Consider the following 22556-nt stretch of genomic DNA (forward strand, 5'->3'; position numbering starts at 1 on the left):
GAGCCGGCACCACCCCAGGAGACATGACTTTGACGACGACTTCGCTCTTCCGATCCGCGCTGCTGCTCGGCTGCGGGCTGATGCTGGCGGCCGCGGGCCCCGCCCGCGCCGACGGCTTTCCCGCCAAGCCCGTGAACCTGATGGTTCCCTACCCGGCCGGCGGCCCCTCGGACGCCACCGCGCGCATCTTCACCGTGCCACTGGGCAAGGCGCTGGGCCAGCAGGTGGTCGTGGAGAACCTGGGCGGCGTGAGCGGTGCCATGGCCGCACAGAAGGTGCTGGCCGCGCCGGCCGACGGCTACTACCTCTTCCAGGGCTCGCCCAACGAGATCATTCTTGCGCCGCTGGCCAATGCGGCCGTGAAGCTCAAGGCCGAAGACTTCCGCATGGTGCACCCGGTGGCCGAGGCGGTGATGGTCTTCGTCGCCCGCAAGGACCTGCCGGCCAACAGCGTCGACGAACTCATTGCGCTGGCGCGCAAGTCGCCCGACAAGCCGCTGTCGTACGGCAGCGTGGGCATCGGCTCGCTCTACCACCTGATCCTCGAGAAGGTGCAGCTGGACACCGGCGTGAAGCTCATGCACGCGCCTTACAAGGGCAACGCGCCGCTGCTGCAGGACATCGGCGGCGGCCAGGTCGACTTTGCCGTGCTGGTCTACAGCGCCGCCATGGGCGCGCTGGCCGACCAGGGCCGGCTGAAGATCCTCGGCCAGCTCGGCGGGCAGCGCTCCGAGCTGCTGAAGAACGTGCCCACCGCCAGCGAAGGCAAGGAGCTGAAGAACGTCAACTACAAGACCTGGAGCGGCTTCTTCGTGCGCAAGAACACGCCCGAAGACGTGGTGCAGAAGCTGCACCAGGCCGTCGGCGCGGCGCTGAAGGAAACGAGCGTGCGCGAGCAGCTCGCGGCCCAGACGCAGCTGGCCTCGCCGCAGACGACGCTGGCCGAATCGGCGAAGTTCTACGAAGCCGAGACCGCGCGCTACCGCGACATCGCCAAGTCCATCCGCCTGGAACCCCAATGAGCACCACCGCCCTCCTGAACGACCTGCACGCCAGCGCCGACACCTTCATCGGCATCCGCCGCGACATCCACCAGCACCCCGAACTCGGCTTCGACGAGCACCGCACCTCGGCGCTGGTGGCCGAAAAACTCGAAGCCTGGGGCTACACCGTCGAGCGCCACATCGGCGGCACCGGCGTGGTGGGCCGGCTGGTGCGCGGCAGCGGCACGCGCCGCCTCGGCCTGCGCGCCGACATGGACGCCCTGCCCATCGACGAGGCCACGGGCCTGGCCTACGCCAGCGAACACACGGGCGTGATGCACGCCTGCGGCCACGACGGCCACACGGCGATGCTGCTGGCGGCGGCGCAGCACCTGGCCGAGCGCGGGCGCTTCGACGGCACGCTGAACCTGATCTTTCAGCCTGCCGAGGAAGGCGGCGGCGGCGCGGTGCGCATGATCGACGACGGCCTGTTCGAGCGCTACCCCTGCGACGCCATCTTCGCGATGCACAACATGCCCGGCATGGCGCAGGGCCGGCTGGCGATGCGCGAAGGCCCGGCCATGGCCTCGTCCGACTACGCCACCATCACGCTCACCGGCGTGGGCGGCCACGGCGCCATGCCGCACCGCGCGGCCGACCCCATCGTGGCCGCGGCCAGCATCGTGATGGCGCTGCAGAGCGTGGTCTCGCGCAACATCGACCCGCTGCAGATGGCGGTGGTCACGGTGGGCGCCATCCATGCGGGCAAGGCCAACAACGTGATCCCGCAAGGCGCGGTGCTCGAGGTCAGCGTGCGCGCCCTCGACCGCGAGGTGCGCAAGAAGATCGAAACCCGCATCAAGGCGCTGGTGGCCGCGCAGGCCGAGAGCTTCGGCGTGCAGGCGCAGATCGACTGGCGGCCCGGCTACGCGGTGCTGGTCAACACGCCCGAAGAAACCGCCTTCGCGCGCACCGTGGCCGAAGAACTCGTGGGCCCGGCGCAGGTCACCTGGCAGACGCCGCCGCTACCGGGCAGCGAAGACTTCGCCTTCATGCTGGAGCGCGTGCCCGGCTGCTACCTGCTCATCGGCAATGGCGACGGCGACGCGCACGGCGCCTGCATGGTCCACAACCCGGGCTACGACTTCAACGACAGCAACGTTGCCGTGGGCGGCGCCTACTGGGTGCTGCTGACCGAGCGCTTCCTGCGCGCCGCGGACTGAACGTTCAAGCCGACTGCCGCGCGAGCCATTCGCGCGGCGACACGCCCACCCTCTGCGCGAACAGGCGCGACAGCGCCGAGGCGTTCGCGTAGCCGAGGCTGTCGGCAATCGCCTTGACCGACGCACCCGTGCGCAGCTCGGCCTGGGCAATCGTCAGGCGCCACTGCGCCAGGTAGTCGGCGGGCGTTGCGCCCACCACCGACTTGAAGCGCGCGGCGAACGCGCTGCGCGACATGCCCGCCTCCGTGGCCATCTGTTCGAGCGGCCACGGCTCGCCCGGGCGCTCGTGCAGCGCGACCAGCACGCGCGCCAGCTGCGGATCGCCCAGGCCCGTCAGCAGGCCGGCGGGCACCCCGCTCTCCTGCGGATGGTCGAGCAGCCAGCGCAGCAGCTGGATCAGCACCACCTCGAACAGCCGGTCGGCCAGCAGCCGGTGCCCGCACAGCACGCGCCCGGTTTCCGCGAACAGCAGCGCCAGCGCCGCTTCGAGGCCGTCGACCGCATGCAGCGGCAGCCGCACCAGCGGCGGCAAGGCGCGCACCAGCGGGTGCGCCTCGCCGCCGTCGAAGTCGACCGTGGCGCAGACGAAATCCGAGCCTTCGGTGGGCGCGTTGTGGAAGTCGTGCGCCAGCGGGCGTGGGTAGAAAAGCAGGCTGGGCTCCTTCACGACCAGCTTGCGCGGCACGCCGGCCGAACGCACCGACGGCGCCGAATGCGTGACCACCATCTCGCCGCGCCGCATCACATGCAGGAAGCTGCGCCCCTCTTTCGCCGCGAAGTGCGTCACGCCGCACAGCGGCCCCGTGTGGAACAGGTGGGCCCGGACACGGAAACGCTCGAGCAGGGACGAGAGCCTGTCGATGGGCGGCGGCGGTGTTGCGCTCGGCATTGGATGAAAAGGTGTGTTGAATGGATGAAAGCGTTCAAATCATACGGATTTCGGGAAGACACTGCATCCATCGTCATCACCGAAAGGAAGTCTTCATGCCCCGCGTCAACCTCGTCACCGACACCGCCGACACCGCCGACACCGGCGACGCCCAGGTCTTGCTCTCCCAAATCCACGGTGCCTTCGGCGCCACGCCCAACATGTTCCGCGCCGTCGCCAACTCGCCCGCGGCGCTGCGCAGCCTGTGGGGATCGTTCGGCGCGCTCGGCGGCGGCGTCATACCGGCGCAGCTCGGCGAGCAGATCGCCGTGGCCGTTGCCGACCGCAACGCCTGCCACTACTGCCTCGCGGCCCACACCGCACTGGGTCGCAAGGCGGGCGTGTCGGCGGCCGACATGACCGCCGCGCAGGCCGGCGAATCGGCCGACCCGCGCACGGCGGCGGCGCTGCGCTTTGCGCTCAAGCTCGTCGATGCACGCGGCCAGGTCAACGACGCCGACGTGCAGGCCCTGCGCGCCGTGGGCTTCGACGACCGGCACATCGTCGAGATCCTGGCCCACGTCGCGCTGAACCTGTTCACCAACTACGTGAACGTGGCGTTCCAGGTGCCGGTGGATTTCCCGCAGGTGAAGCTGCGCACCGAGGCGGCCTGACATGGCCTGGCCGCGCCCCGAGGCGCCCGAGCTGCAGGTCGCGCAGTGGCTCAACACCGATGCGCCCGTCACGCTCGCGTCGCTGCGCGGCCGGGTCGTGGTGCTGCACGCGTTCCAGATGCTGTGCCCGGCCTGCGTGTCGCACGGCCTGCCGCAGGCGAAGAAGACGCGGCAGCTGTTCGCCGCGAAAGACGTCGCGGTGATCGGCCTGCACTCGGTGTTCGAGCACCACGACGTCATGACGCCGGCCGCGCTCGACGCCTTCGTGCGCGAGTACCGCCTGGGCTTTCCCATCGGCATCGACCAGCCCTCGCCCACCGGCGGCATCCCCGCCACCATGCGCGACTACCAGTGGCAGGGCACGCCGAGCACGGTGCTGGTCGACCGGCAGGGGCGCCTGCGCATGAGCCACTTCGGCCTGCTCGACGACATGGCGCTGGGCGCCGCCATCGGGCAGCTCGCGGCCGAGGAGGCGCCCGCGCACCTCATTGCGCAACCTGCAGACGATGCATCGCCAGACGGCCCGTGCGACGACACCGCCTGCCGCGCCTGAAAGAAGAAAGGACACTCGCCGCATGCCATGCATCGCCCTGCAACACCTCGCCTTCGAAGACCTCGGGCGTTTCACGAACGTGCTCACCCGGGCCGGCCACGCCATCGACTACCGGCAGGCGGGCCCGTCCGCGCTCAGCGCCGACGAGTGGCGCCACGCCGACCTCGTCGTGGTGCTCGGCGGCCCCATCGGGGCCTGCGACACGGCAACCTACCCCTGGCTCGCCGAAGCGATCGGCGGCCTGCGCGAACGGCTGGCGCTGCAGCGCCCCACGCTGGGCCTGTGCCTGGGCGCGCAGCTCATGGCCCGTGCGCTCGGCGCGCGCGTGTACCCGTCGGGGCACACGGAGATCGGTTGGGCGCCGGTCGACCTGAGCGCGGCGGGCCGGGCCTCGTGCCTCGCGGCGCTGGACGGCGAACCCGTGCTGCACTGGCACGGCGACACCTTCGACCTGCCGTCCGGCGCCGAACTGTTGGCGAGCACCGCGCGCACGCCACACCAGGCCTTCCGCCACGGCCGCCATGCGCTCGCGCTGCAGTTCCACCCCGAGGCCGACCCCGCGCGCATCGAGCCCTGGCTCATCGGGCACCACCACGAACTGGCCACGGCCGGCATCGACATTCCCGCGCTGCGTGCCCGCAGCGCCGAGCTGGCCGACCTGCGCTCCGATGCCGCGACGCGCATGCTGACCGCATGGCTGGATCAGCTCGCATGACGCAGCCCGCCCTGCCCATCGATGCACTGCTGGTCGGCCTCGTGGCCCTTCTGCCTGACGGCCGCACGCGCAGCGGCATCCGCAAGACACCCGCGGCCGATGCGCTGTGGCTTTCGCCCACAGGCCTGCAGGGCGACGCGCAGGCCGACCTGCGCATCCACGGCGGTGTCGAGAAGGCCGTGCACCACTACCCGCGCGAGCACTACGCTAGCTGGGCGGCGGGTGGCTGCCACACCGAACTGCTGGTGCACGCGGGCGCCTTCGGCGAGAACATCTCGACCACGGGCTGGAACGAATCGACCGTGTGCATCGGCGACGTCGTGCAGCTCGGCGATGCGCGGGTGCAGGTGTCGCAGGGTCGGCAGCCCTGCTGGAAGATCGATGCGCACTTCGGCAGGCCCGGCATGGCGCGCGAGATGCAGGCGCGCGGCTGCACGGGCTGGTACTACCGCGTGCTCGAGCCCGGCTGGGTGCGGGCCGGCGCGATGGCCACGCGCGTGGAACGTCCGCACCCGGACTGGCCGCTGTCGCGCCTCATCGCGCTGCTGTTCTCGCGCGACGCGCGCTTCGCCCCCGAATGGGAACAGGCCGCCGCCCTGCCCGCCCTGGCCGAGCGCTGGCGCGCCGCGTTTCGCAAGCGGGTGGATGCGGGGCGCGTCGAAGACTGGGAGCCGCGCCTGCGCGCACCCGAGGCCTGAGGCGGCTCAGAACGCCAGCACGCGCCGGAATTGCCGCGCGGCAGTGTCATTGCCCGCCGACACCGCCAGCAGCAACTCCACCCCGGTGGCCGGTGCGCGCGCCGGCGCGACGCCGGGCAGGCGGCGCCAGCCCAGGCCCGGTTCCCAGGCGCGCAGCTGGAAGGTGGCGACACCGTCGAGCACCGCCACCCGGTCCGCAGGCTCCGGCGCCTGCAGCGGAAAAACGGCCGACACCGGCCCCGCCGCGCGGTAGAGCACATCGCCGCGCACCCACCATTGCACGCGCTGCCACTGCCCGGGCGCGGCCGGCGCGGTGCGCACGATCTCGACCACGAACGGCGCGCCGTTCGGCTGGCGCGCCTGCATCGCCACCGGCAGCAGCGGCAAGGCGGCCGACGGATTCGCCGATGCCGGCGCCGGCAGCTCGGTGGTCGCGCGCAAGGCCACGTCGCGCTCGAACTGGTCCAGCGCGCGCAGCAGCCGGGCCACGCGCTCGGTGCGGTCTTCGAGCTGGTCGTTCGCACGGCTCACGCTGTCCAGGCCGCGCCAGGACATCACGGCGAGCACGGCCATGAGCGCGATGGCGATCATCACCTCGACCAGCGTGAAGCCGCGTTGCGTGCGCTTCATGGTGGCGCGCTGCGTGTGTGCAGCGTGGCCAGCAGGCGGTCTTCGTCGTCGGCCGCGTAGACCTGCACGCGCACGGGCCGCAAGCCATCGACCACGGTCCCCACCTCCAGCCGGCAGACGAAGCGGATGCCGCCCTGCGGGCAGTCGCTGCGCGACACGCCCGGCGCCCCGGGCACACCGCCCAGCTGCAGCTCCGCCAATTGGTTCCCCGCCGACAGCATCGCCAGCGACTGCCGCTCCAGCAGGCCGAGGTTGCCGATGGTGAGGCTCGAGGCGCGCACGATCGCGGCCAACGCAATGCTCACGATGGTCAACGCAATCAAGATTTCGATCAGGGTGAAGCCGCGGTTCTTAGCGCACATGAAACGCCCCGGACGCATCCCGCGTCACCGTCACCGTGGCCGCGCCATGCCGCAGTTCGCGCTGCCAGCTCGCGCCCACAGGCTCCGACGTGAGCACGACCGGCCCCGCCGGCACGACCTCGACCGGCCCCACGCGCCAGCCGCGCGGACGCAGCTCGTCGTCCGCCGCAAAGGTGTCGAGCGCGCCGAGCGTCGTCACCTGCGGGATCGCACTGCCGCCGCGCTGCACCCAGGTGCCGCGCGCAAAGCGGTAGCCCTCGGCATCGGCCTGCCACGCGATCGTGCGGCCGTCCACGCGCACCTCGTTCTGCGCCACGGCCAGATGCCGCACCAGCTCGCGCGCGTCGCGCCGCAGTTCCTGCGCGGGGTCGGGCGCGATGCCCAGGCTGATCGCGGCGGTGGCGATGCCGACGATGACCAGCACGATCATCAGTTCGATCAGCGAGAAGCCGCGCTCCCCGCCTGCGCGTGGTCGCATGCCGCTCGTCATCCCGTCGTGGAAACACGCCATGCGGCCGATGCTAGGCAGGCTGCGTGATGCTGCGATGAAACGCAGTGCTGACACGAAACCCCAACGCCCGCGTGATAGACACAGGGGGTGCCCGCCGCCCTCGCGGCCCGCTGACCGCCCTTCACCATGCGCCCCTTCACGCCACCTTCCGCCCGCCTTCTCGTTCATGCCGCGGGCCTGTCGCTGGTCGTGGCCGGTGCCGTGACCTGGGGCCGGCTGCTCACGCCGGCCGCGCTGCCGGTGCGCGCCGCGCCCGCGCAGGCCGCTGTCGCCGATCCCACGGCCGATGCGCTCGCGGCCTGGTTCGGGCCCGGCGAGGTCCGCGCGAACATCGCGGTCAAGGGGTTGATCAAGGGCGCGGGCCAGGCCGGCGTGGCCGTGCTGTCGGTGAACGACGGCGCGCCGCAGCCCTACCGGGTCGGCGATGCGCTGGGCCGCGCGCTCACGCTCGCGGGCATCGAGGCCGACGCGGTGACGGTCGACAAGGCCGGCACCTCGCTGCGCATCGCCGCGCCGGTGCTGCCCACGGCGCCCGGCATCGTGCGCGCCGCGCCCTGAACCTTCGCGGCGCTCAGGGCGCCGTTTCGCGCGGGCGCGCATCCGGCGCCGAGGCCCAGTTCGACAGCGCATGCAGCAGCCCGCGGTTGACGCGGAAATCGCCGTCGCCCGACTCCGGCAGGAAGGCGCCCGACAGCGCCCGCGTCACGACACGCACCGCACGCGGATCGCCGCCGAAGGCTTCGAGTTCGCGCGCAAAGGCCGCGCGCGCGGGCAGTTCGTCGGCAAAGCGCTCGAAGCCCACGAACCAGCGAAAGAGCATGTTGTAGGCAAGGCTCTCGTGCACCTTCTGCGCGTCTTCGAGCGAATAGATGATCTGCAGCATCAGGCTCTTGAACAGCGTCGCCGCATCGACCGTGCCGCCATGCTGGCGCTCCAGCTCGGCCAGCAGCGTGCGCTCGTGGCGCAGCGTGTCTTCCACCTGGTCGCGCAGCGCCACCAGCGGATGGCTCTGGGGCACCAGCGCGCGCAGGTTGTCGGCCTGCACCCAGGCCTGGTGGCTCACGATCCAGACCCAGGGCGAGCCGTAGCGGTTGACCGCCACCGGGCCTTCGCGCGCGCGCTCGACGATCTTCGAGAGCCGGGCATCGAGCTCCTGCATGGTGACCCGCAACGGCGACATCCACTTCATCTTGTTCGCTCCCTTCACGTTGCCGCGCCGTCGCGGCGCAATTCGGCCAGCGCCTGCCGCAGCGTGGTGTCGACCCGCCGCGCCGTCGTGCCCTGGCGCCGGGCCACGTCCTGGCGCGACATCTCGTGCCAGCGCAGCGCCAGCAGCACCGAACGATGGCGCTGCGGCAGGCGTGCCATGGCGCGGTCGACGGCGGCGACGTCGGAGCGCGCCTGCGCGATCTGCGCCGGACCGGGGCGCGGGTCGGCCATCGCCTCCAGGTCGGCGCCCTCCGCGCTCACGCCCTGCCAGCGCTTGCGCGCGCGGATGCGGTCCATCGCGAGATTGGACGCCACGCGGTACACATAGGCATCGGGGTTCGCTGGCACCTCCTGCAGCGTGCATTCGCCCAACCGCAGCCAGGCCTCGTGCAGGCATTCGCTGGCCAGGTCGGCGCAGCCGAGCTGCCGTTCGAGGCGCCGTTGCAGCGGCGCGTACTGCGCCACGAGGTGCTGCTGCAGCTGCACGCCCGGCGTCGGCGCCGCCACCGGCCGTGGGGCCGGACGCAGCGCAGGCAGCGCAACCCGGTCGTCGATCAGGCGCCAGACCGAAGGCCGCATCGAGGAGAACCGGTCCGGGGCGCGTCGCAAGGCGTGAGGATGGGGAGTCATGGTCGGTTTCGCTGAGCGCCCGTCGCGCCGACCCGGACTCTCCGGTGGCGGCAGCGGCCAGGCCTGGGACAACAAGGGAAGGAACACGGGCGCCCGTCGGTCGGGGCGCGGGCTCGACGGGTCGTTCAGCGTTGCAGGTTGGCGCGCTCCTCGTCCGTCAGTTGCCGGCTCATCGCCGGCGGCAGGCTGCCGCCGCCGAGCACGCGGATCACGCTGCGCGGGTTGTAGGTTGCGGCGGTGGTGGTCGCCTTGGCGCTGTCGACTGGCGCCTGCGCGCCGTTGCCGGCACCCCCGCTCGCAGGCTCGTTGCCGAAGCCCAGCACGCGCACGGTGAACACCGACGGCAGCGCCTGGCGCGCCGCCGCGCGTTCGCGCTGCATCGCGTCCTGCGCCGCCATGCTGGCCTGCGAGGCCGCGGCGCTGGCGTTGGTCAGCGCGCCCACGTTCACCGAGGCCACCACCGGCAGGCCGGCCGATTCGCCCTTGACCTGGATGTTGGCGGCGTTTACCACCTGCAGCGCGGCCACGTTGACGTTGCCCGACACGCGGATGCCCGCCTCGCCCGCGTCGATGGTGCCCAGCGGCGCGATCAGGTCGACGTCGCCCGGCGGCACTTCGGCGATGGGCGCCAGCGTCGCGATGCCCGCGCCCGAGCTCGGGGCCTGCGGCGACACCTCGACGTTGCCGACGTTGTCGTACACGCGCTTGGGCGGCGTGAACACCACGGTGGTCTTGGCGCCGCGCCCGGCGTTGATGTCGCCCTTCTCCGACCACGCGAGGATGCTGCCGCCGAAGGTGGTCATGATGCGCGACAGCCCGAGCAGCAGGCTGCCTTCGCTGAAGAAGCGGATGTTGCCTTCCCCCTGCGTCAGCACGCCCGAGGTGGCCGGCGGCACCGCACCCTGCACGCCCAGGATGATGCTGCCGCCCGGCGCGAGCATGTCGATGTCGCCGCCGAACTGCGTGCGCACGCCCGAACCGCCGAACATCGTGATGTCGCCCTCGAGTGCCGAGCGCGTGGGGAACAGCGTGGCGATCATCTCGCGCCCGCGCAGGTAGCTGCCTTGGCGCGGGCCGTCCGCGTCGTTGTACTCGCGCCCGCCTTCGCGCAGCTCGGCGTAATACACCTCGCGCAAAAAGATGCGCTGCTGCGCCGGGGCCAGCCCGTCGAAGTACGCCAGCGCCTGCGCGGTGGTGCCGGCGTCGAAGCCGTAGCGCGCTTTCAGCCATGCGGCCAGCTCGGCCTCGTAGGTCTTCGCGGCCTTGCCCGGCTGCTGCGCCAGCGGCGTGCCGGTTTCGGCGCGGTTCGAGGGGTCGAGGTAGCGCGCGCGAATCGGCGCCATGTCCAGCCCCTGCGTCGCCGCCTGCGCGCCCACGCCGGCCATGAGCGCCACCGACGCGCCGGGCCGCGTGTCGCCAGGCACGATGGGACCGATCGAGGTGATGCCGCCACGGTCTTCCTGCCGCAGGTGCCGGCCCGCCGAGACTTCGAGCGTGCCGGGGCCGGCGATGTCGACGTTGGCGTAGAGGATGTCGCGGCCCGCGGAGATCACCGAGACGTCGGAGGGCTGCTGGTGGACGATGAGGTTGCCGCGTGAGGCTGTGCTCTGGAGCTCGCTCGGACGCTCCACCCAGAACGTGCCCGGCGCATCGCCGGTGTTGACGATGTCCCGGCCGGCCTTGATCCAGACCGGGCCGGCGGCCTGGTACCAGGTCGCGCTGCCGTCGGGCAGGGTCAGGGTTTCGCCAGTGCGCAGGCCGACAATGTCACCGCTGGCCGCATAGAAGCGAACGGGCGGTGCTGCCACGTCGCGGGCCAGCGGCTGCGCTGCCGTGTTCGGGCCGAAGGCAAACAGCGAAGTCCTGTTGAATCCCCCAGTGAGCATCGTCGGACTCATGGGCGAGACGTTGGAGACACGAATTTCGCGGATGAACTGGTCTTCGAAAAGTCCAACGAATGCGGGATTGAACGGCGTCGGCAGCGGCGTGCCGGTGCCCGACATGCCCATGCCGAGTTGGCCCGCGTAGATCGAACCGCCCGACAGCATCTCGAATTCGCCGCGTGCGGAAGGCGCCAGGGTCAGCCCGTAGCTCAGTGCCACGGGGTAGTACCGTGCTTGCGGCAGCGCCGCATAGCCGGCGTAGATGTTCCCCGTCAACGCGGCGGCGTGAAAGATGCCCGGATAGACGATCCATGCGTCCGGCGAGGTGGTCTTCAGTGTCGAGTCGGCGCTGTCCCGGCGTGCCATCACGGGCGTCAGGTGCCCACCCGCCGACAGCAAGTCGATCGCGCTGCGGTCGCTCCACAGGCTGAACCAGCCCTGCCCGCCTCCGTCGTAGCCGGTGCCGCCGACGCTGAAGGCCGAGGTGTTCGGCGTCGGAACGCGCCCGGGGTCGGCTGCGGCGCCGAGCACCAGGTCGCCGCGCGTGCTCAGGCGCATCGTCGCGTCGCCCGGCAGCAGGTTGATGCCGCCGCGCGCATCGGCAAAGGTCGGGTTGAAGGGATCGATGGCACGCGTGTCGATCGGGTCGCTCAGGTTGAAGTTGCTCGACAGGTACTGCAGGCCCAGGCTGCCGATCGACGCCGCGCGCACGTCGGTGCTGCCGCGCAGGTTGGCGATGGCGCCGGTGAGCACGAGGTTCTCCGCGGCCCCGTTGAGCGCGCGGTGCGGGTTCAGGGCGCCGGCCACGCGCATGTCGATGTCGCCGCCGCCTGTGAGGGTCAGCGCACCGTCCGCGCCGACGCGGCCGGTGCTCGCCACGGCGAGCACGAGGCCGCCGCTGCTGGGTCTGTCCTGCGAGTTCACCAGTGGCTGCGGCGTGCGCGGTGCGATGGCCCCCGCATCACCGCCCACGCGCACGCTCAGGTTGCCGCCGCCCAGCGTGCCGAAGCCGGTGAAGCCGGCCAGCGTCGGCTCCGTGAACGCACCGGGCACGACGGCACCGCCGATGTAGGCGCCGAAGTTGATCCACCATGCGCTCGGGATCGGGCTGTCGATGCCCGCCGTGCCCGAGCCTTGCCGCCAGAGCCAGTTGCCGGCCAGCACGCTTGAGCGTTCATCGGAGACGATGTGACCCACAAGATCGCCGCCGGCTGCGATCAGCAGGTTGCCGCCCTGGTCGGGATACCACGCGCGGTAGGCCGAGAGCGCGCCGTTGTAGTCGGTCAGCGGCGACTGCGGCCCCAGCAGGCCGTCGGCGCCGCTGCCGCGTGGGCGGTTGTGGCCCGCCTCGGTCGCGGTGGCCGTGCCGGCCGTGTACACGCCGAAGGGCGAACGCATCCGCAGGTCGCCGGCTGCCAGCAACTCGAGGTCGCCGGTGCCGGTGCGCAGCACGCTGAAGGCGGGCGTGTTCGGCGCGCCGACAGCCCGTTCCTGGCCACCGCCGGGCACGCAGAGGCCGGCGCCGATGTCGCACCACCACAGGTCCTCGGGATCGACCGGTGTGCCGGGCGGGCGACCCAGCCAGTTGCCCGGCGCCCACACCGGCGGACCGTTGCCGGGGCCCATTTCGATCGTGAACTTCAACACGCTGTGCGCGTCGGCCAGCTGCAATGCCGCGCGCGAATCCGGCCGCGTCGCCCGGCGGTCGGCCGCGCCGAGGTCCGCACCCGCCACCAGTTGCAGGTCCCACGAGGTGGCGCCTTCACCGAGCATCGGAGCGATCGCCCAGTTGCGCCCCTGCACGCCATCGACCGTGGGCCGCAGCTGCACCGGCGTGTTGCCGGGCAGTTCCAGCAAGGTGTTCGACGGAATCAGCGCGCCGCGCGCGAGCTGCAGCGGGCCGGCCATGGTCATCTCCACCGGCAGCTCCACGCCCTTGGGCCAGGTCAGCGCGCCCACCGAGGCCGGCGAGCGCAGCGCGGTGCCGGCGCCCAGCCGCGTCTCGGACGGCAGCGTCACGGCCGTGGCCAGCACCGAGCCGGCGGCATGGGCCAGCGAACCGTCGGGGCGGTAGATGTTGGCCGCGACCACGGTGCCGGCCGGCAGGCTCCACGGCGCTTGCAGCACCGCGTCCACGGGCAGCACGGTGCCGGCGGGCAGCGTGGTGGGGTTCACGGCCACGCTGTAGTTGAGGGTGGCGCCCGCGGGAAAGCGGGTGCCGGTGTCGAGCGTCACGCCGTCGATGGGCACGATGACGGCGCCGCCGGCGTAGCGCCCTTCGGCGAGCATCCAGCCCACGTCGTCCGGCGTGGCCGGCGGCGGTGCGAAGCCGTCGCTGATGCTGCCGTGCACGTTGAGTGCGCCGGCCGCGCGGATCACCAGCTTGCCGGGCTCGCCGAAGCCGCGCCGCGCCGGATCGCCACGGTCGGCCGCGGGGCCGTAGCGGTAGCCCGAGAGGTCGAGGTCGCCGTCCACCGTGAGGTCGCCGTTCGGGTTGTTGATCCGGTCGCTCACGATCTCCACGCCGGGGCGCAGGTGGTAGCTGCCCAGGCCTGTGAGGCGCGCCGACAGCGAGGCGTTGCCCAGCGCCTTGTCGATGAAGGCGACGCTGTGGACGTCAACCTTGTTGAGGAAATCCTGCGTGATCAGTTGCGGCCGGTGGCCCGTCACGTCGGGCGTGGAAGCCAGCGGCGCGTCGTCGTAGGTGCGGAAGGCATTCACCGCGACGGTCTTCGCGCCCACGATGGCCGGCGTGCCCTCGACCGCCACGGCCACGTCGTCCGCGCCGAGGCGCGGTGCATTGAGGTCGAGCGTGCCCCGCGCGCGGCCGTCGTTCTGCCCGGCGCGGGTGCCCATGGCCACGTCGGTGCCGGCGCGCAGGTCGATGCGTGCGCCGCTGCCCAGCGTGAGCGTGCCGTCGCGGCTCGTGAGGTCGACCACGGCGCGGTTCGGGCTGTCGATGATGCGGCCTGCGCTGTCCACGCGCAGGCCCGTGCCGTGTGCGTCCAGCGTGCCGTTCACGCGCAGGTCGCCCGCGGCGGCCAGCCGGATGGACCCGACCTGCACGCCGCTCGCGTCGATGCGGCCGTCCACGCGCAGGCTGCCGCCGTCGAGCGCAATGGCCACCTCGCGCGCCTTCACCCCGTCGCCCACCACGAGGTCGCCCTGCTTGATCTGGAAGCGCCGCGCGCCGAACACGCCGCCGTCGTTGAGCCGCTGGTTCAGGCCCGCGAAGTCGGACAGGGTCCGGGCGCGCACGGTCAGCTCGCCCGCGTCGTAGGGCACCAGCGTGCCACCCGCGTCGTAGCTGCCGCTGGTGGCGCCGCGCAGCGCGCCGTCGAGCGCGACGTGGCCGGCGCCCTCGCCCAGCGCCACGGCCTCGATCGTGCCGCCGCGCTGGCGGCGCGCCGACACGTCGATGAGACCGCCCGCCGCCTGTGTGATGTGGCCGGCCGCGCTGGTCATCAGCAGCTCGCCGCCGGCACTGTCCTTCGCCACATCGAACAGCGTCACCGTGCGGCCCGACAGGTCGATGCGCGAGCCCGCGCCGAGCGTGACGTTGTCCGTCGCCGCCAGCACCAGCCGGCCGGAGGGCAGCACGATGCTGCCCTCCAGCCCGACGCGCTTCCCCCTGAGTTCCAGTGTCGCGCCCAGCGCGTCGCTCGTGCCGGGCGCCACGCCTTCGGGCACGGCCACGGTGATGTCGCCGCCCGCGGTGATCCGCATCGTCGAGGCCGCCTGCCCCGTGAGCACCGGCGCCACCACCGCGAGGTTGCCGCCTTCGTAGGCATAGCCCTCGCCCGGCGTGTACGCGTCCTGGCGCTGGTGCACCGCGAGCGTGCCGCGACCGCTGGCGGTGACGCGTTCGCTGGCGTTCAGCTTCACGTCGGCAAAGCCCAACGCCAGGCGCGCATCGGTCGCCTGGCCGCTGGGCTGCGCATAGGGGCCGTGGCCCAGCACGATGGTGCGGGCGCCGATGTCGAGCGTGCCCGCGCCCAGCAGGTCGGCCATGGCCGCGCCGGGCACGGCATCGGAGCCGGACCAGACGAACTCGCCCGCCCGGATGGCGGCCACGTCGCCCGCCGCGCCATAGCCGTGGATGGCCGGCGTGCCGAACACCAGCCGGTCGAGGCCGCTGGCGTCGAGCTTCACCGCACCGAAGATGTTCACGGCGTCGCGCGCGTTGAGGATCAAGGTCTCCAGCGCCGGCGCACCGATGGCGGTGTTGCCCGCCAGCAGGCGGTCCAGCCGCGCCTGGTTCAGCGCCAGGCCCAGCGGCAGGCGGCCGTTGGCGCCTGCGGTGGCAATGGCCGCATCCTCGCCGAGGTTGACCGCCGCCACCGCGAGCGACAGGTTGCGCGTGCCGTAGGACACGTTGTCGGCCAGCGTCAGCGCACCGTTCGTGGCGATGGCCAGCGTGCCCTCGGACACCAGCTGCGTGGTGCCGCTGCACGAGGCCGTCACGCACTGGCCGACGTGGATGCCGACGGAATACGGCACATCGGGCGACGACGCGCCCAACTGCAAGTTCAACCAGCCGTTCGACAACGCAAGCACCGAGGTGCCCGTGAACACATAGCCCGCGCTCGAGTCGAAACCCGAGGCCTTCTGGCCCAGGGTGCTGAGCGAGGCGCCTTCCTCGATGACGATCTGTTGCTCGCCCACAAAGCCGGGACTGCTCGCCAGCACGATGTCGCCCGCCGACAGGCGCGCACCGCTGCGCACCACCAGGCTGCCGTCGCCGCCGATCGTGGCCAGTCGTCCTTTCTGGCCGTACTCGACGAAGATGCCGCCATTGAGCACCAACCGTGGTGCATGCAGCTTGCTGAGTTCGTCGGCCTGCACCGACGCACCGGCCAGGCCGGTGGCGGCCGTCTGCCCCGCCGCCAGCACCTCGCCCAGGCCGCGCACGTTCACCGTGCCGCCGAAGCCGTCGGTGCCGGGCGCCGCATCCAGGCGCACCTGGCCGTCGAAGGTGAAACCCAGGCGGTTCGTGTCGGTGTCGGTGGGCTTGGCCAGGAAGATGTCCAGCGTCTTCGCATCGACCGTGAGCATCCCGCGCGCAAAACCCTGGCGCGCCGCGTCCGCGCGCATGAACGTGTTGTAGTCGGTCTCGCGGTAGCTCGAATGCGCACGGACCTGCGTACCGGGCGTGAGCACCAGGCGGTTCGGCAGCGCCTCGCGGATCGCGGTGTGGGCCACGCCCAGGTAGCCGGGCGCGACATACGAGCCGTTGCCCACGCCGGTCACGCCCGAAAGGCCGATGCGGTCGCCCGCGCCGACCTCGACGCGGAAGGCGCCGGGGAGCAGCGCATAGGTCGAGGGCATCAGCGTGTAGGTGCCGGCCGGCAGGCCCGGCACGCCGGCCGGAAGGGTGACCTGTTGTCCCACCGCCGGTGCGCCGAAGCCCGCCTCGGGCGCCACCGGCGCATAGCTGGCCGCGCTGCCGGGCACGATGGCGTACACGCCGCTGCGGCGGTCGCTGTAGGCGTTGAAAGGGTTCGCGTTCGCGAGCGGCGTGGCCAACACGTCGACCGAGCCGCCCCGACCGGTGGTGAAGCCCGCGCCCGACAACGTGCCGCCACCCGACAGGTCGAGCAGCGAACCGGCCTGCGCGTCGACATGGCGGGCGTTGAAGCCGATGCCGCGCCGGACGGCCGCAGAGCCTTCCATTCCGCCCGCGCCGACCGGCGTCACGGCCTGTCCGCCGTAGCGATAACTCAGGCCGTCGACCGTGCCGCCATAGGGCATCTGCAGACCCGCACCGCTCACCGAAGTTTCGCTGCCTGCGAGCAGCGTCACCCGTTCGGCCACCTCGCCCGTGAAGCTGGAGCCCAGTTGCAGGCGTCCCAGCGGGGCACGCAGGATGCCCCCCTGCTCGATGGTCTCGGCGCCGAGCCGCAGGCTGCCGAACGCCGAGTACGGCGTCGCGACCTCGCCGTCACCGTGGCGGCGGATCGCCAGCACGCTGCCCTCGGCGTAGCGCGGCGTCTCGCCGGAAGCCGGGTCCCGTGGCATCACGCCTGCCAGGATCCGGGCACTGGCATCCGTGGCCGGGTACACCTGCGCGGCGGTCAATGCCAGGTTGCCGGCGGTTGCCAGCTCCGTCGTGATGTCGGTGAGCCCCTCGCTCCCCATGCCGCCCAGAAGACGGAGGTCGCCGCGGCTCGTGAGTTCGACGACTGCGAATCCGCGCCGGTCCATCGCGTAGTTCGAGGTGCGCAAGTCGACTGTCGCTCGTGCACCGAAGCCGACGCGGTCGCGCACGTCGATCAGGTCGCCGGCGACCGCGAAGGTGCCGTCGGGCACCTGCGTGGACGGCCCTTGCGCCCAGCCGGCCTCGGGCATGGTCGAGTCATCGGGGACCTTCGGCCTGCGCACCCCCGCCAGCCGGACATAAGGCGCACTCAGCGACACCGAAGACCCTGCCGCCGCTGCGTCGCTGTGCGCGTACGAAGCCGCGTACAGGCGCAGGCTCTGTCCCAGGTTCAGTGCGACGTTGCCATCGAAGCTCAACGGACCATGAACCAGCAGCGACAGGTTGTCGAAGCCGCCGGCCTCGATGCGATCGACGCCGATCCGGCCCGTGCCCGTGCGCAGCAGTTGTCGTGCGTCGAAGCGCGAAGTCGCCGCCGCGAGCGGGCTGTCGCCCTGCGTCTGGGCCAGCACCAATTCGCGATGACGCAGGAGTTCGCCTGTCGTGAGCACGGTCGGGTAGATCGCCGACTCGAGCGCCAGTGCCAGCGTGCCGCCCGCGGCGCCCGTCCCCCCGGCGGCCGCGCGCAGCGTGCCGTCCAGGTAGAGGCCCTGGCTCGACGAGAGGACGATGGTGCCGCCGTTGCTCGCCACCGGCACCGGCGAGGTCATGCCGCGCGGCCCGCCCGCGCCCGGATCGAGGTCGGCACGCGTGCCCGACGCATCGAGCAGCGCGCCCGGACGGATCACGACGAAGGCTTCGGGCGCCTGGGTCAGCCCGGTCTGCTCCCAATCGAACGCGCCACCGATGCGGATCGTGCCGCCGTCGGGCACCTGCCCGTAGGCCCGACCGAAATTGTCGTAGGCCACCGCGGCCCGTGCCGAGGTGTCGAGCACGGCGCGCTCGCCGATCCACACCAGCCCGGGCTGACCCGGACTGCCCGCCTGCCCACTGCCTGGCAATCCGCTCCCCTCCACGCTGATGGTGCCGCCCGGCGCGCGCAGCAGGCCGTCGATGGTGATCTCGCGGCCACGCAGGCTGATGGACTGGGCCGAGTCGACCGTGATTTCGGCCCCCGGGCGCACGTCGACCGGCGCCCGCGACACCGTGGCCACGCCGTTGTCCACGAGCGCCTGCAACTGCAGGCTCACGCCGCCGCGCTGCGTGAGCACGCCGCGCACCGGGTCTTCGGTCCACAGCGGCGGCATCCACAGTGCCAGCGCGCGCTCGGGCTCGCTTCCACCGGCGACGGTCTTGGCGTCGGGCGCGAAGCGGTAGACCGGCATGCGCACGTCGAGCTTCGCGCCGTCGGCCACGACAAGGCCGAGGTGTCCGTTGACGTCGTAGCGTGAGAAGCCCGACTGGAAGATGCCGCTGTCGATGGCGATGCTCGCGAGGGTGCTCACCGGTTCACGGAAGCGCGTACCCGCGGCTACCTGTGTTCCGTTCGCGATGATGAAATCGGCAGGCGCAACCCGGCCTGCGACGACGGTTGCCGTTTGTTCAGCGACGCTCAGCCCATTCGGGAAGACGGCAGCGGGAACGACAAAGATGATGGGAAATTCGACGACATTGGACATTCCCACAATCCTGGCGCCCGCAGGCACTGTCGCGGGTTCCTCGCCTTCCTCGACGCCCCTCGAACGAAAGACCCTTGACTCGCCGTTCACGATGGCGGTGACTGAGTACCCCCCGCGCGGCCCATTCGGTCGGGGCAGCCTCCAATCCGCCGCGATGGTGACGGCGTTCGCACCATCATCGAAGAGCGGCTGCGATCCCAGAGCTTCTCCGGGTAAGGCTCGCGTGCGTTGGTAGTGGTAGTCAACCGGCAGGACGTCGCCCGCGCGCACCTGGTAGTCCTGCAGCAGGATCAAGTCGGTCGGCGCGGCCTGCCCGGCTGACAGTTGCCCATCGCCACCCGGCACAGTGCCGCCGATCACCACCCCCGTGCCCGACGCCATCCGCAAGGTGCCGCCGCCGCTCACGCCGTAGCCCCGGATGTCGCCATCCGCATGCAGCAGGCCGTGGGTCGCCACCGAGGTGTTGCTGTCCGCCAGCAGGTCCACATCGCCGCCGCGCCCGCCGCGTGTCTTGCCGTTGGCCAGCACCGCGCCGCCCGACGACACATCGATCAGCGAACCCGCAGCCAGGTCGATCGCGCCCGTGCTGCGGATGCGCACCGCGCCGCCATCGAGGTACGGCAGGCCGCTGCTGCCCGACGGGTCCATCTGCAGGTTACTCCACAGCCCGCGCGCATCGAGCGTCACGCCGGGCGCGACGCGCACGCCGATGGCCTCGGGCAGCGTGCCCTCCGCCAGCGGCAGGTTGGCATCGCCCGGTCCCCCGACGTTGCTGGCGCTGCGCACCACGTTGCCCAGCATGATCTGGCCGCCGCGCGCCGTCAGGTCGCCGCGCACCGCCACCGTCGTCGCGTGCAGCGCGATGCGCCCTCCCGGTGCCACGCCCAGCGCGCCGTCCACCGCGATCTCCTTGCCGGCCACGGCCACGAGCGCGCCCAGGCCGAAGCCGCTGAGCTGCCGGCTGTCCAGGCGCAGCGCCTCCTTGTCGGCGGCGGGCAGCGGGTCGCCGGCCCCGAGCCTGGCCGTGTCGGCGCCCGCCGCACCGTCTGCGAACACGATGCGATCGAGCGTCGGCACCAGCTGGCGGAAGATGCCCACCGCGCCCTTCGTGGGGTCGTCGTTGAACCCGACGACCTGGTCGTTGCCGAGCGTGAGCTGGCCCGCGCGGGCCGCCGCAGCGTGCGACTGCGCGTAGCCGTCGAGCGCCGCGTCGCTCTTCGTGCCCTGCCCCGGCCCCTGGTAGGCGGTGGCCGTGATGTCGCCGCGCAGCACCGCCGCGCCCGTCGCCACTTCGAGGCGGCCCGCGTCGCGGCCCACCGTGTAGCCGTTCTCGAGCCGTTGCTGCGGGCCGATCAGCGGGTTGTAGAAGTAGCCCGTGGTCTTGTCGCCCCAGCGCTTGTGTTCGTCTTCGAAGCCCTTGTAGACGCCGGTGTAGACGATGTCGGCCGGCGCGCTCGACGCCTCGTACAGCCGCCCGTCGCGGCCCTTGAGCCAGCTCTGGCGGATGACGCCGGTCTGCACGTCCAGCGTGCCGCCCGAGAGGTTGATGTTCGAGCCCGCCTGCGTCACCACCTCGGCACCGGTGAAGACCACGTGGCCGCCCTGCGCCGCCCATTCGCCGACGCTGTGTCCCTGAAGGCCCAGGTAGCCGCCGACCTCGAGCAGGCCGCCCGCCGTGTACCAGCGCTCGCCGTCGTAGCCGCCGGTGCCTGCCGCCACACGCGTGAGCTTGCGCCGGTCGATCCACACGTTGCTGTTGTTGAGCATCGTGGTGTCGCGGTTGACCGGTGCGTCGCGCTGCTCGTTGCCCTGGATGTTGATCTCGACGTTGTTCGAGGCCATGGCCACGCGCACGCCCACAGCGCCCGATACGTCGAGCCGCGCACCGTCGGCCACGGTGCTGCGCCCGCCCTGGCGGCCCGCGCTCACCGCGATCTGCCCACCGGTGGCGAGCGTGGTCGACGCGCCTTCGAACAGCACGCCGCCGCCCGAGACGATCTCGATGCGCGACAGGTCGCGCCGGTCGTTGAGCAGCGAGAGGTTGTCGAACGCGCCCAATGCAGCGCCCCGGCGCAGCACGTCCTGCCTGGCCGACTCGTTGATGAGTGCGCTGCGCTGGCTGTCGAGCGCCGTGCGGCCGTCCTGTGTGTCGAGCAGCACCGCGTTCAGCGCGCGCCCGGTGACGGTGACGCTGCTCTTCGCATCGGCGGCCGACGCCAGCAGATGGATCGTGCCGCGCGTGTCGACCGTGGTCGTGGCCAGCGCCACGCCGTCCTGCACCACCTTTCGGCCGGCCAGCGTGATGTCGCCCTCGGGTGCGCGCAGCAGGCCGGTGTTGCTCACCTGCCCCGCCGTGCTGTCGGGCAGGAACTGCGGCGCCACCTCGTTGCCGCGCGTGGTCGAGAAGGTGTTCTCGGCCGTGCCCTGCCCCGGGCGCACGATGAAGAAGTCGCCCGCCGCAAGCTGCGCCTGCCCGCGCGGCGTGGTGACGGTGCCGGCGTTGTGCACCTCCTTGCCCATCAGCAGCACGTAGCCGCCGCCCTGCGTCACCGAGGCGGGCGTGCGCGTGGTGAGCTGCGCGCCCGCCTCGACCTTCACCGCGCCCTGCGCATCGGTGAAGCTCGGTGCATAGCCTTCGCCCGCGCGGGCGCTGTGGATGCCGCGCACCTTGAACTGGTCGTCGCTGATGTGGGCGGCGGCAGCCACCAGGTTGCGCGTGTCGGTCTGGCTGGTGCCGCTGAACACCACGCCGTTGCGGTTGGCGATGAGCACGGTGCCATCGGCCTTGATCTGGCCCTGGATCTGCGAGGGCCGTGCCTTCGGGTCGTTCACGCGGTTGAGCGCGGCCCAGTCGGCCTGTTGCTTGAAATCGACCGTGGTGTTGCGACCGACGTTGAAGGTCTCCCAGTTCAGCACCGCGCGGTCACCGGTCTGCTGGATCGCCACGCGCGTGCGGCCGTCGGCCGACGGCGTCTGCTCGGGCCTGTTGGCGTTGTGCCAGCCGGCCGTGAGGCTGTTCGTGTCGACCGCGAGCCCGCCTTCGGTGAGACCGTCGGGCACCGACGACGGCGTGTTGCGTGCGGCCTCACGCGCCGCCGTCTGGGCCGCCTGCTGCGCCGCGATGGCCTGTGCCGCGAGGTTCAGGTTGCTGATCGAACGCTGCAGCTGCGCGTTCGCCTGCTGCTGTTGCAGCCCCGGGTTCGTGAGGCTCGACGCCGGCATGCCGTTCGGCAGGCGCCCGCTCTGGACCGCGCCGGCCTGCGCCGCGCCCTTGTCGGCGAACCAGGCGGGACTGAAGGCTTGCCGCGCCTGGGCCACGCCCAGCGCACCCGCGGTGGCCAGCGCCACGGCCAGCGCACGCGCCAGCGGCGTGAGGCGCAGCTCGCCCTCGGTCGAAACGGCGCGTCGGCGCGAAGAATGGGCGTGCGGATTCAGGACCATGATGAGCGGGAGCGAAACGGCGCGAAGGGAGAAACGGCGGGATCGAACGCCGCCCGGGACCCCGGACGGCGCACGGACACATGGATGTCGTTCGCCGCGCGGGCGATCGACGGGAATCGAGGGGCAGGCAACGGCCGGGTCTGGCAGGCCGCGGGCAACAGCAACTGCCACAGCGCGAAGGCCTCGCGCCAGGCCCGCGCATGCGCCGCGCTGCGTGCACACCAGCCCGCGAGCGCCTGTGCCTCGGCCTCACTGCCATGCAGGCGGTTCAGGCGTACGACCCAGGCCAGCGCTTCGTCGCTCAGGCGGGTGTCATGAGGCGTCGGTTGCATACCCCATGACGAGCCTGCGCGATGCAACCCGTAAACTTTTTGCAGGCTGCTCGCGATGCGTCAGAAAT

15 protein-coding genes are annotated in these 22556 nt (G+C 71.9%); 7 read left to right on the top strand and 8 right to left on the bottom strand.

The window, feature by feature from the left end; translation table 11 throughout:
• Positions 1–23: 23 nt before the first annotated feature.
• Together AC1RLW_RS04780 and AC1RLW_RS04785 are read left to right on the top strand one after the other, a co-directional pair.
• The gene (locus AC1RLW_RS04780) at positions 24–1022 is read left to right on the top strand and encodes a tripartite tricarboxylate transporter substrate binding protein (protein WP_062472854.1); all 999 of its coding nucleotides are present in this window, start codon (positions 24–26) and stop codon (positions 1020–1022) included.
• Positions 1019–2206 carry a M20 aminoacylase family protein gene (locus AC1RLW_RS04785; RefSeq protein WP_493192349.1) on the top strand — a complete coding sequence of 396 codons (1188 nt, stop codon included), beginning with the start codon at positions 1019–1021 and terminating at the stop codon, positions 2204–2206. The genes AC1RLW_RS04780 and AC1RLW_RS04785 overlap by 4 nt, the downstream gene beginning before the upstream one ends.
• Positions 2207–2210: 4 nt before the next feature.
• Here the strand turns inward: AC1RLW_RS04785 and AC1RLW_RS04790 are convergent, their stop codons facing one another.
• Positions 2211–3095 carry a cupin domain-containing protein gene (locus AC1RLW_RS04790; protein ID WP_493192350.1) on the bottom strand — a complete coding sequence of 295 codons (885 nt, stop codon included), beginning with the start codon at positions 3093–3095 and terminating at the stop codon, positions 2211–2213.
• A 95-nt stretch (positions 3096–3190) separates the two neighbouring features.
• Between AC1RLW_RS04790 and AC1RLW_RS04795 the strand changes: the two genes are divergently transcribed.
• From AC1RLW_RS04795 to AC1RLW_RS04810, 4 genes are read left to right on the top strand one after another with little or no spacing between them, the layout of a single operon-like run.
• Positions 3191–3748 (top strand): carboxymuconolactone decarboxylase family protein, encoded by a 558-nt coding sequence (locus tag AC1RLW_RS04795; protein WP_493192351.1) that lies wholly within the window; start codon positions 3191–3193, stop codon positions 3746–3748.
• Between the two features lies 1 nt (position 3749).
• Positions 3750–4301: a redoxin family protein gene (locus AC1RLW_RS04800; RefSeq protein WP_354346984.1), complete on the top strand. Its 552-nt coding sequence runs from the start codon at positions 3750–3752 to the stop codon at positions 4299–4301.
• A gap of 22 nt (positions 4302–4323) precedes the next feature.
• Positions 4324–5016 carry a glutamine amidotransferase gene (locus tag AC1RLW_RS04805; protein WP_493192352.1) on the top strand — a complete coding sequence of 231 codons (693 nt, stop codon included), beginning with the start codon at positions 4324–4326 and terminating at the stop codon, positions 5014–5016.
• The gene (locus AC1RLW_RS04810) at positions 5013–5714 is read left to right on the top strand and encodes an MOSC domain-containing protein (RefSeq protein WP_493192353.1); all 702 of its coding nucleotides are present in this window, start codon (positions 5013–5015) and stop codon (positions 5712–5714) included. Before AC1RLW_RS04805 ends, AC1RLW_RS04810 begins: the two co-directional genes overlap by 4 nt.
• A gap of 6 nt (positions 5715–5720) precedes the next feature.
• On the opposite strand, the gene AC1RLW_RS04815 is transcribed toward AC1RLW_RS04810, so the two are convergent.
• Genes AC1RLW_RS04815 through AC1RLW_RS04825 form a run of 3 tightly spaced genes read right to left on the bottom strand, consistent with a single transcriptional unit; the run spans position 5721 to position 7184 of the window.
• Positions 5721–6344: a type II secretion system protein GspJ gene (locus AC1RLW_RS04815; protein WP_493192354.1), complete on the bottom strand. Its 624-nt coding sequence runs from the start codon at positions 6342–6344 to the stop codon at positions 5721–5723.
• Positions 6341–6706, bottom strand: coding sequence for a type II secretion system minor pseudopilin GspI (gspI, locus tag AC1RLW_RS04820; protein WP_492735357.1), 366 nt, complete (start codon positions 6704–6706; stop codon positions 6341–6343). Before gspI ends, AC1RLW_RS04815 begins: the two co-directional genes overlap by 4 nt.
• Entirely contained in the window at positions 6696–7184 is a 489-nt protein-coding gene (locus AC1RLW_RS04825; RefSeq protein ID WP_493192355.1) for a prepilin-type N-terminal cleavage/methylation domain-containing protein, read from the bottom strand. Before AC1RLW_RS04825 ends, gspI begins: the two co-directional genes overlap by 11 nt.
• A 159-nt stretch (positions 7185–7343) precedes the next feature.
• Between AC1RLW_RS04825 and AC1RLW_RS04830 the strand changes: the two genes are divergently transcribed.
• Positions 7344–7775 (top strand): type II secretion system protein N, encoded by a 432-nt coding sequence (locus AC1RLW_RS04830; RefSeq protein WP_493192356.1) that lies wholly within the window; start codon positions 7344–7346, stop codon positions 7773–7775.
• Positions 7776–7788: 13 nt separating this feature from the next.
• On the opposite strand, the gene AC1RLW_RS04835 is transcribed toward AC1RLW_RS04830, so the two are convergent.
• The 4 genes from AC1RLW_RS04835 to AC1RLW_RS04850 form a co-directional block, all read right to left on the bottom strand.
• Positions 7789–8406 carry a transposase gene (locus AC1RLW_RS04835; protein ID WP_492683310.1) on the bottom strand — a complete coding sequence of 206 codons (618 nt, stop codon included), beginning with the start codon at positions 8404–8406 and terminating at the stop codon, positions 7789–7791.
• A 14-nt stretch (positions 8407–8420) separates the two neighbouring features.
• Positions 8421–9056 (bottom strand): RNA polymerase sigma factor, encoded by a 636-nt coding sequence (locus tag AC1RLW_RS04840; RefSeq protein ID WP_493192357.1) that lies wholly within the window; start codon positions 9054–9056, stop codon positions 8421–8423.
• A gap of 125 nt (positions 9057–9181) precedes the next feature.
• A complete protein-coding gene (locus AC1RLW_RS04845; protein WP_493192358.1) occupies positions 9182–22156 on the bottom strand; it encodes a filamentous hemagglutinin family protein in 12975 nt (4324 codons plus the stop codon).
• Complete coding sequence (locus AC1RLW_RS04850; protein WP_492741093.1) at positions 22147–22488, bottom strand: FecR/PupR family sigma factor regulator; 342 nt, start codon at positions 22486–22488, stop codon at positions 22147–22149. Before AC1RLW_RS04850 ends, AC1RLW_RS04845 begins: the two co-directional genes overlap by 10 nt.
• Positions 22489–22556 lie beyond the last annotated feature (68 nt).

The organism is Variovorax sp. GW822-FHT04A09 (genome assembly GCF_058801005.1).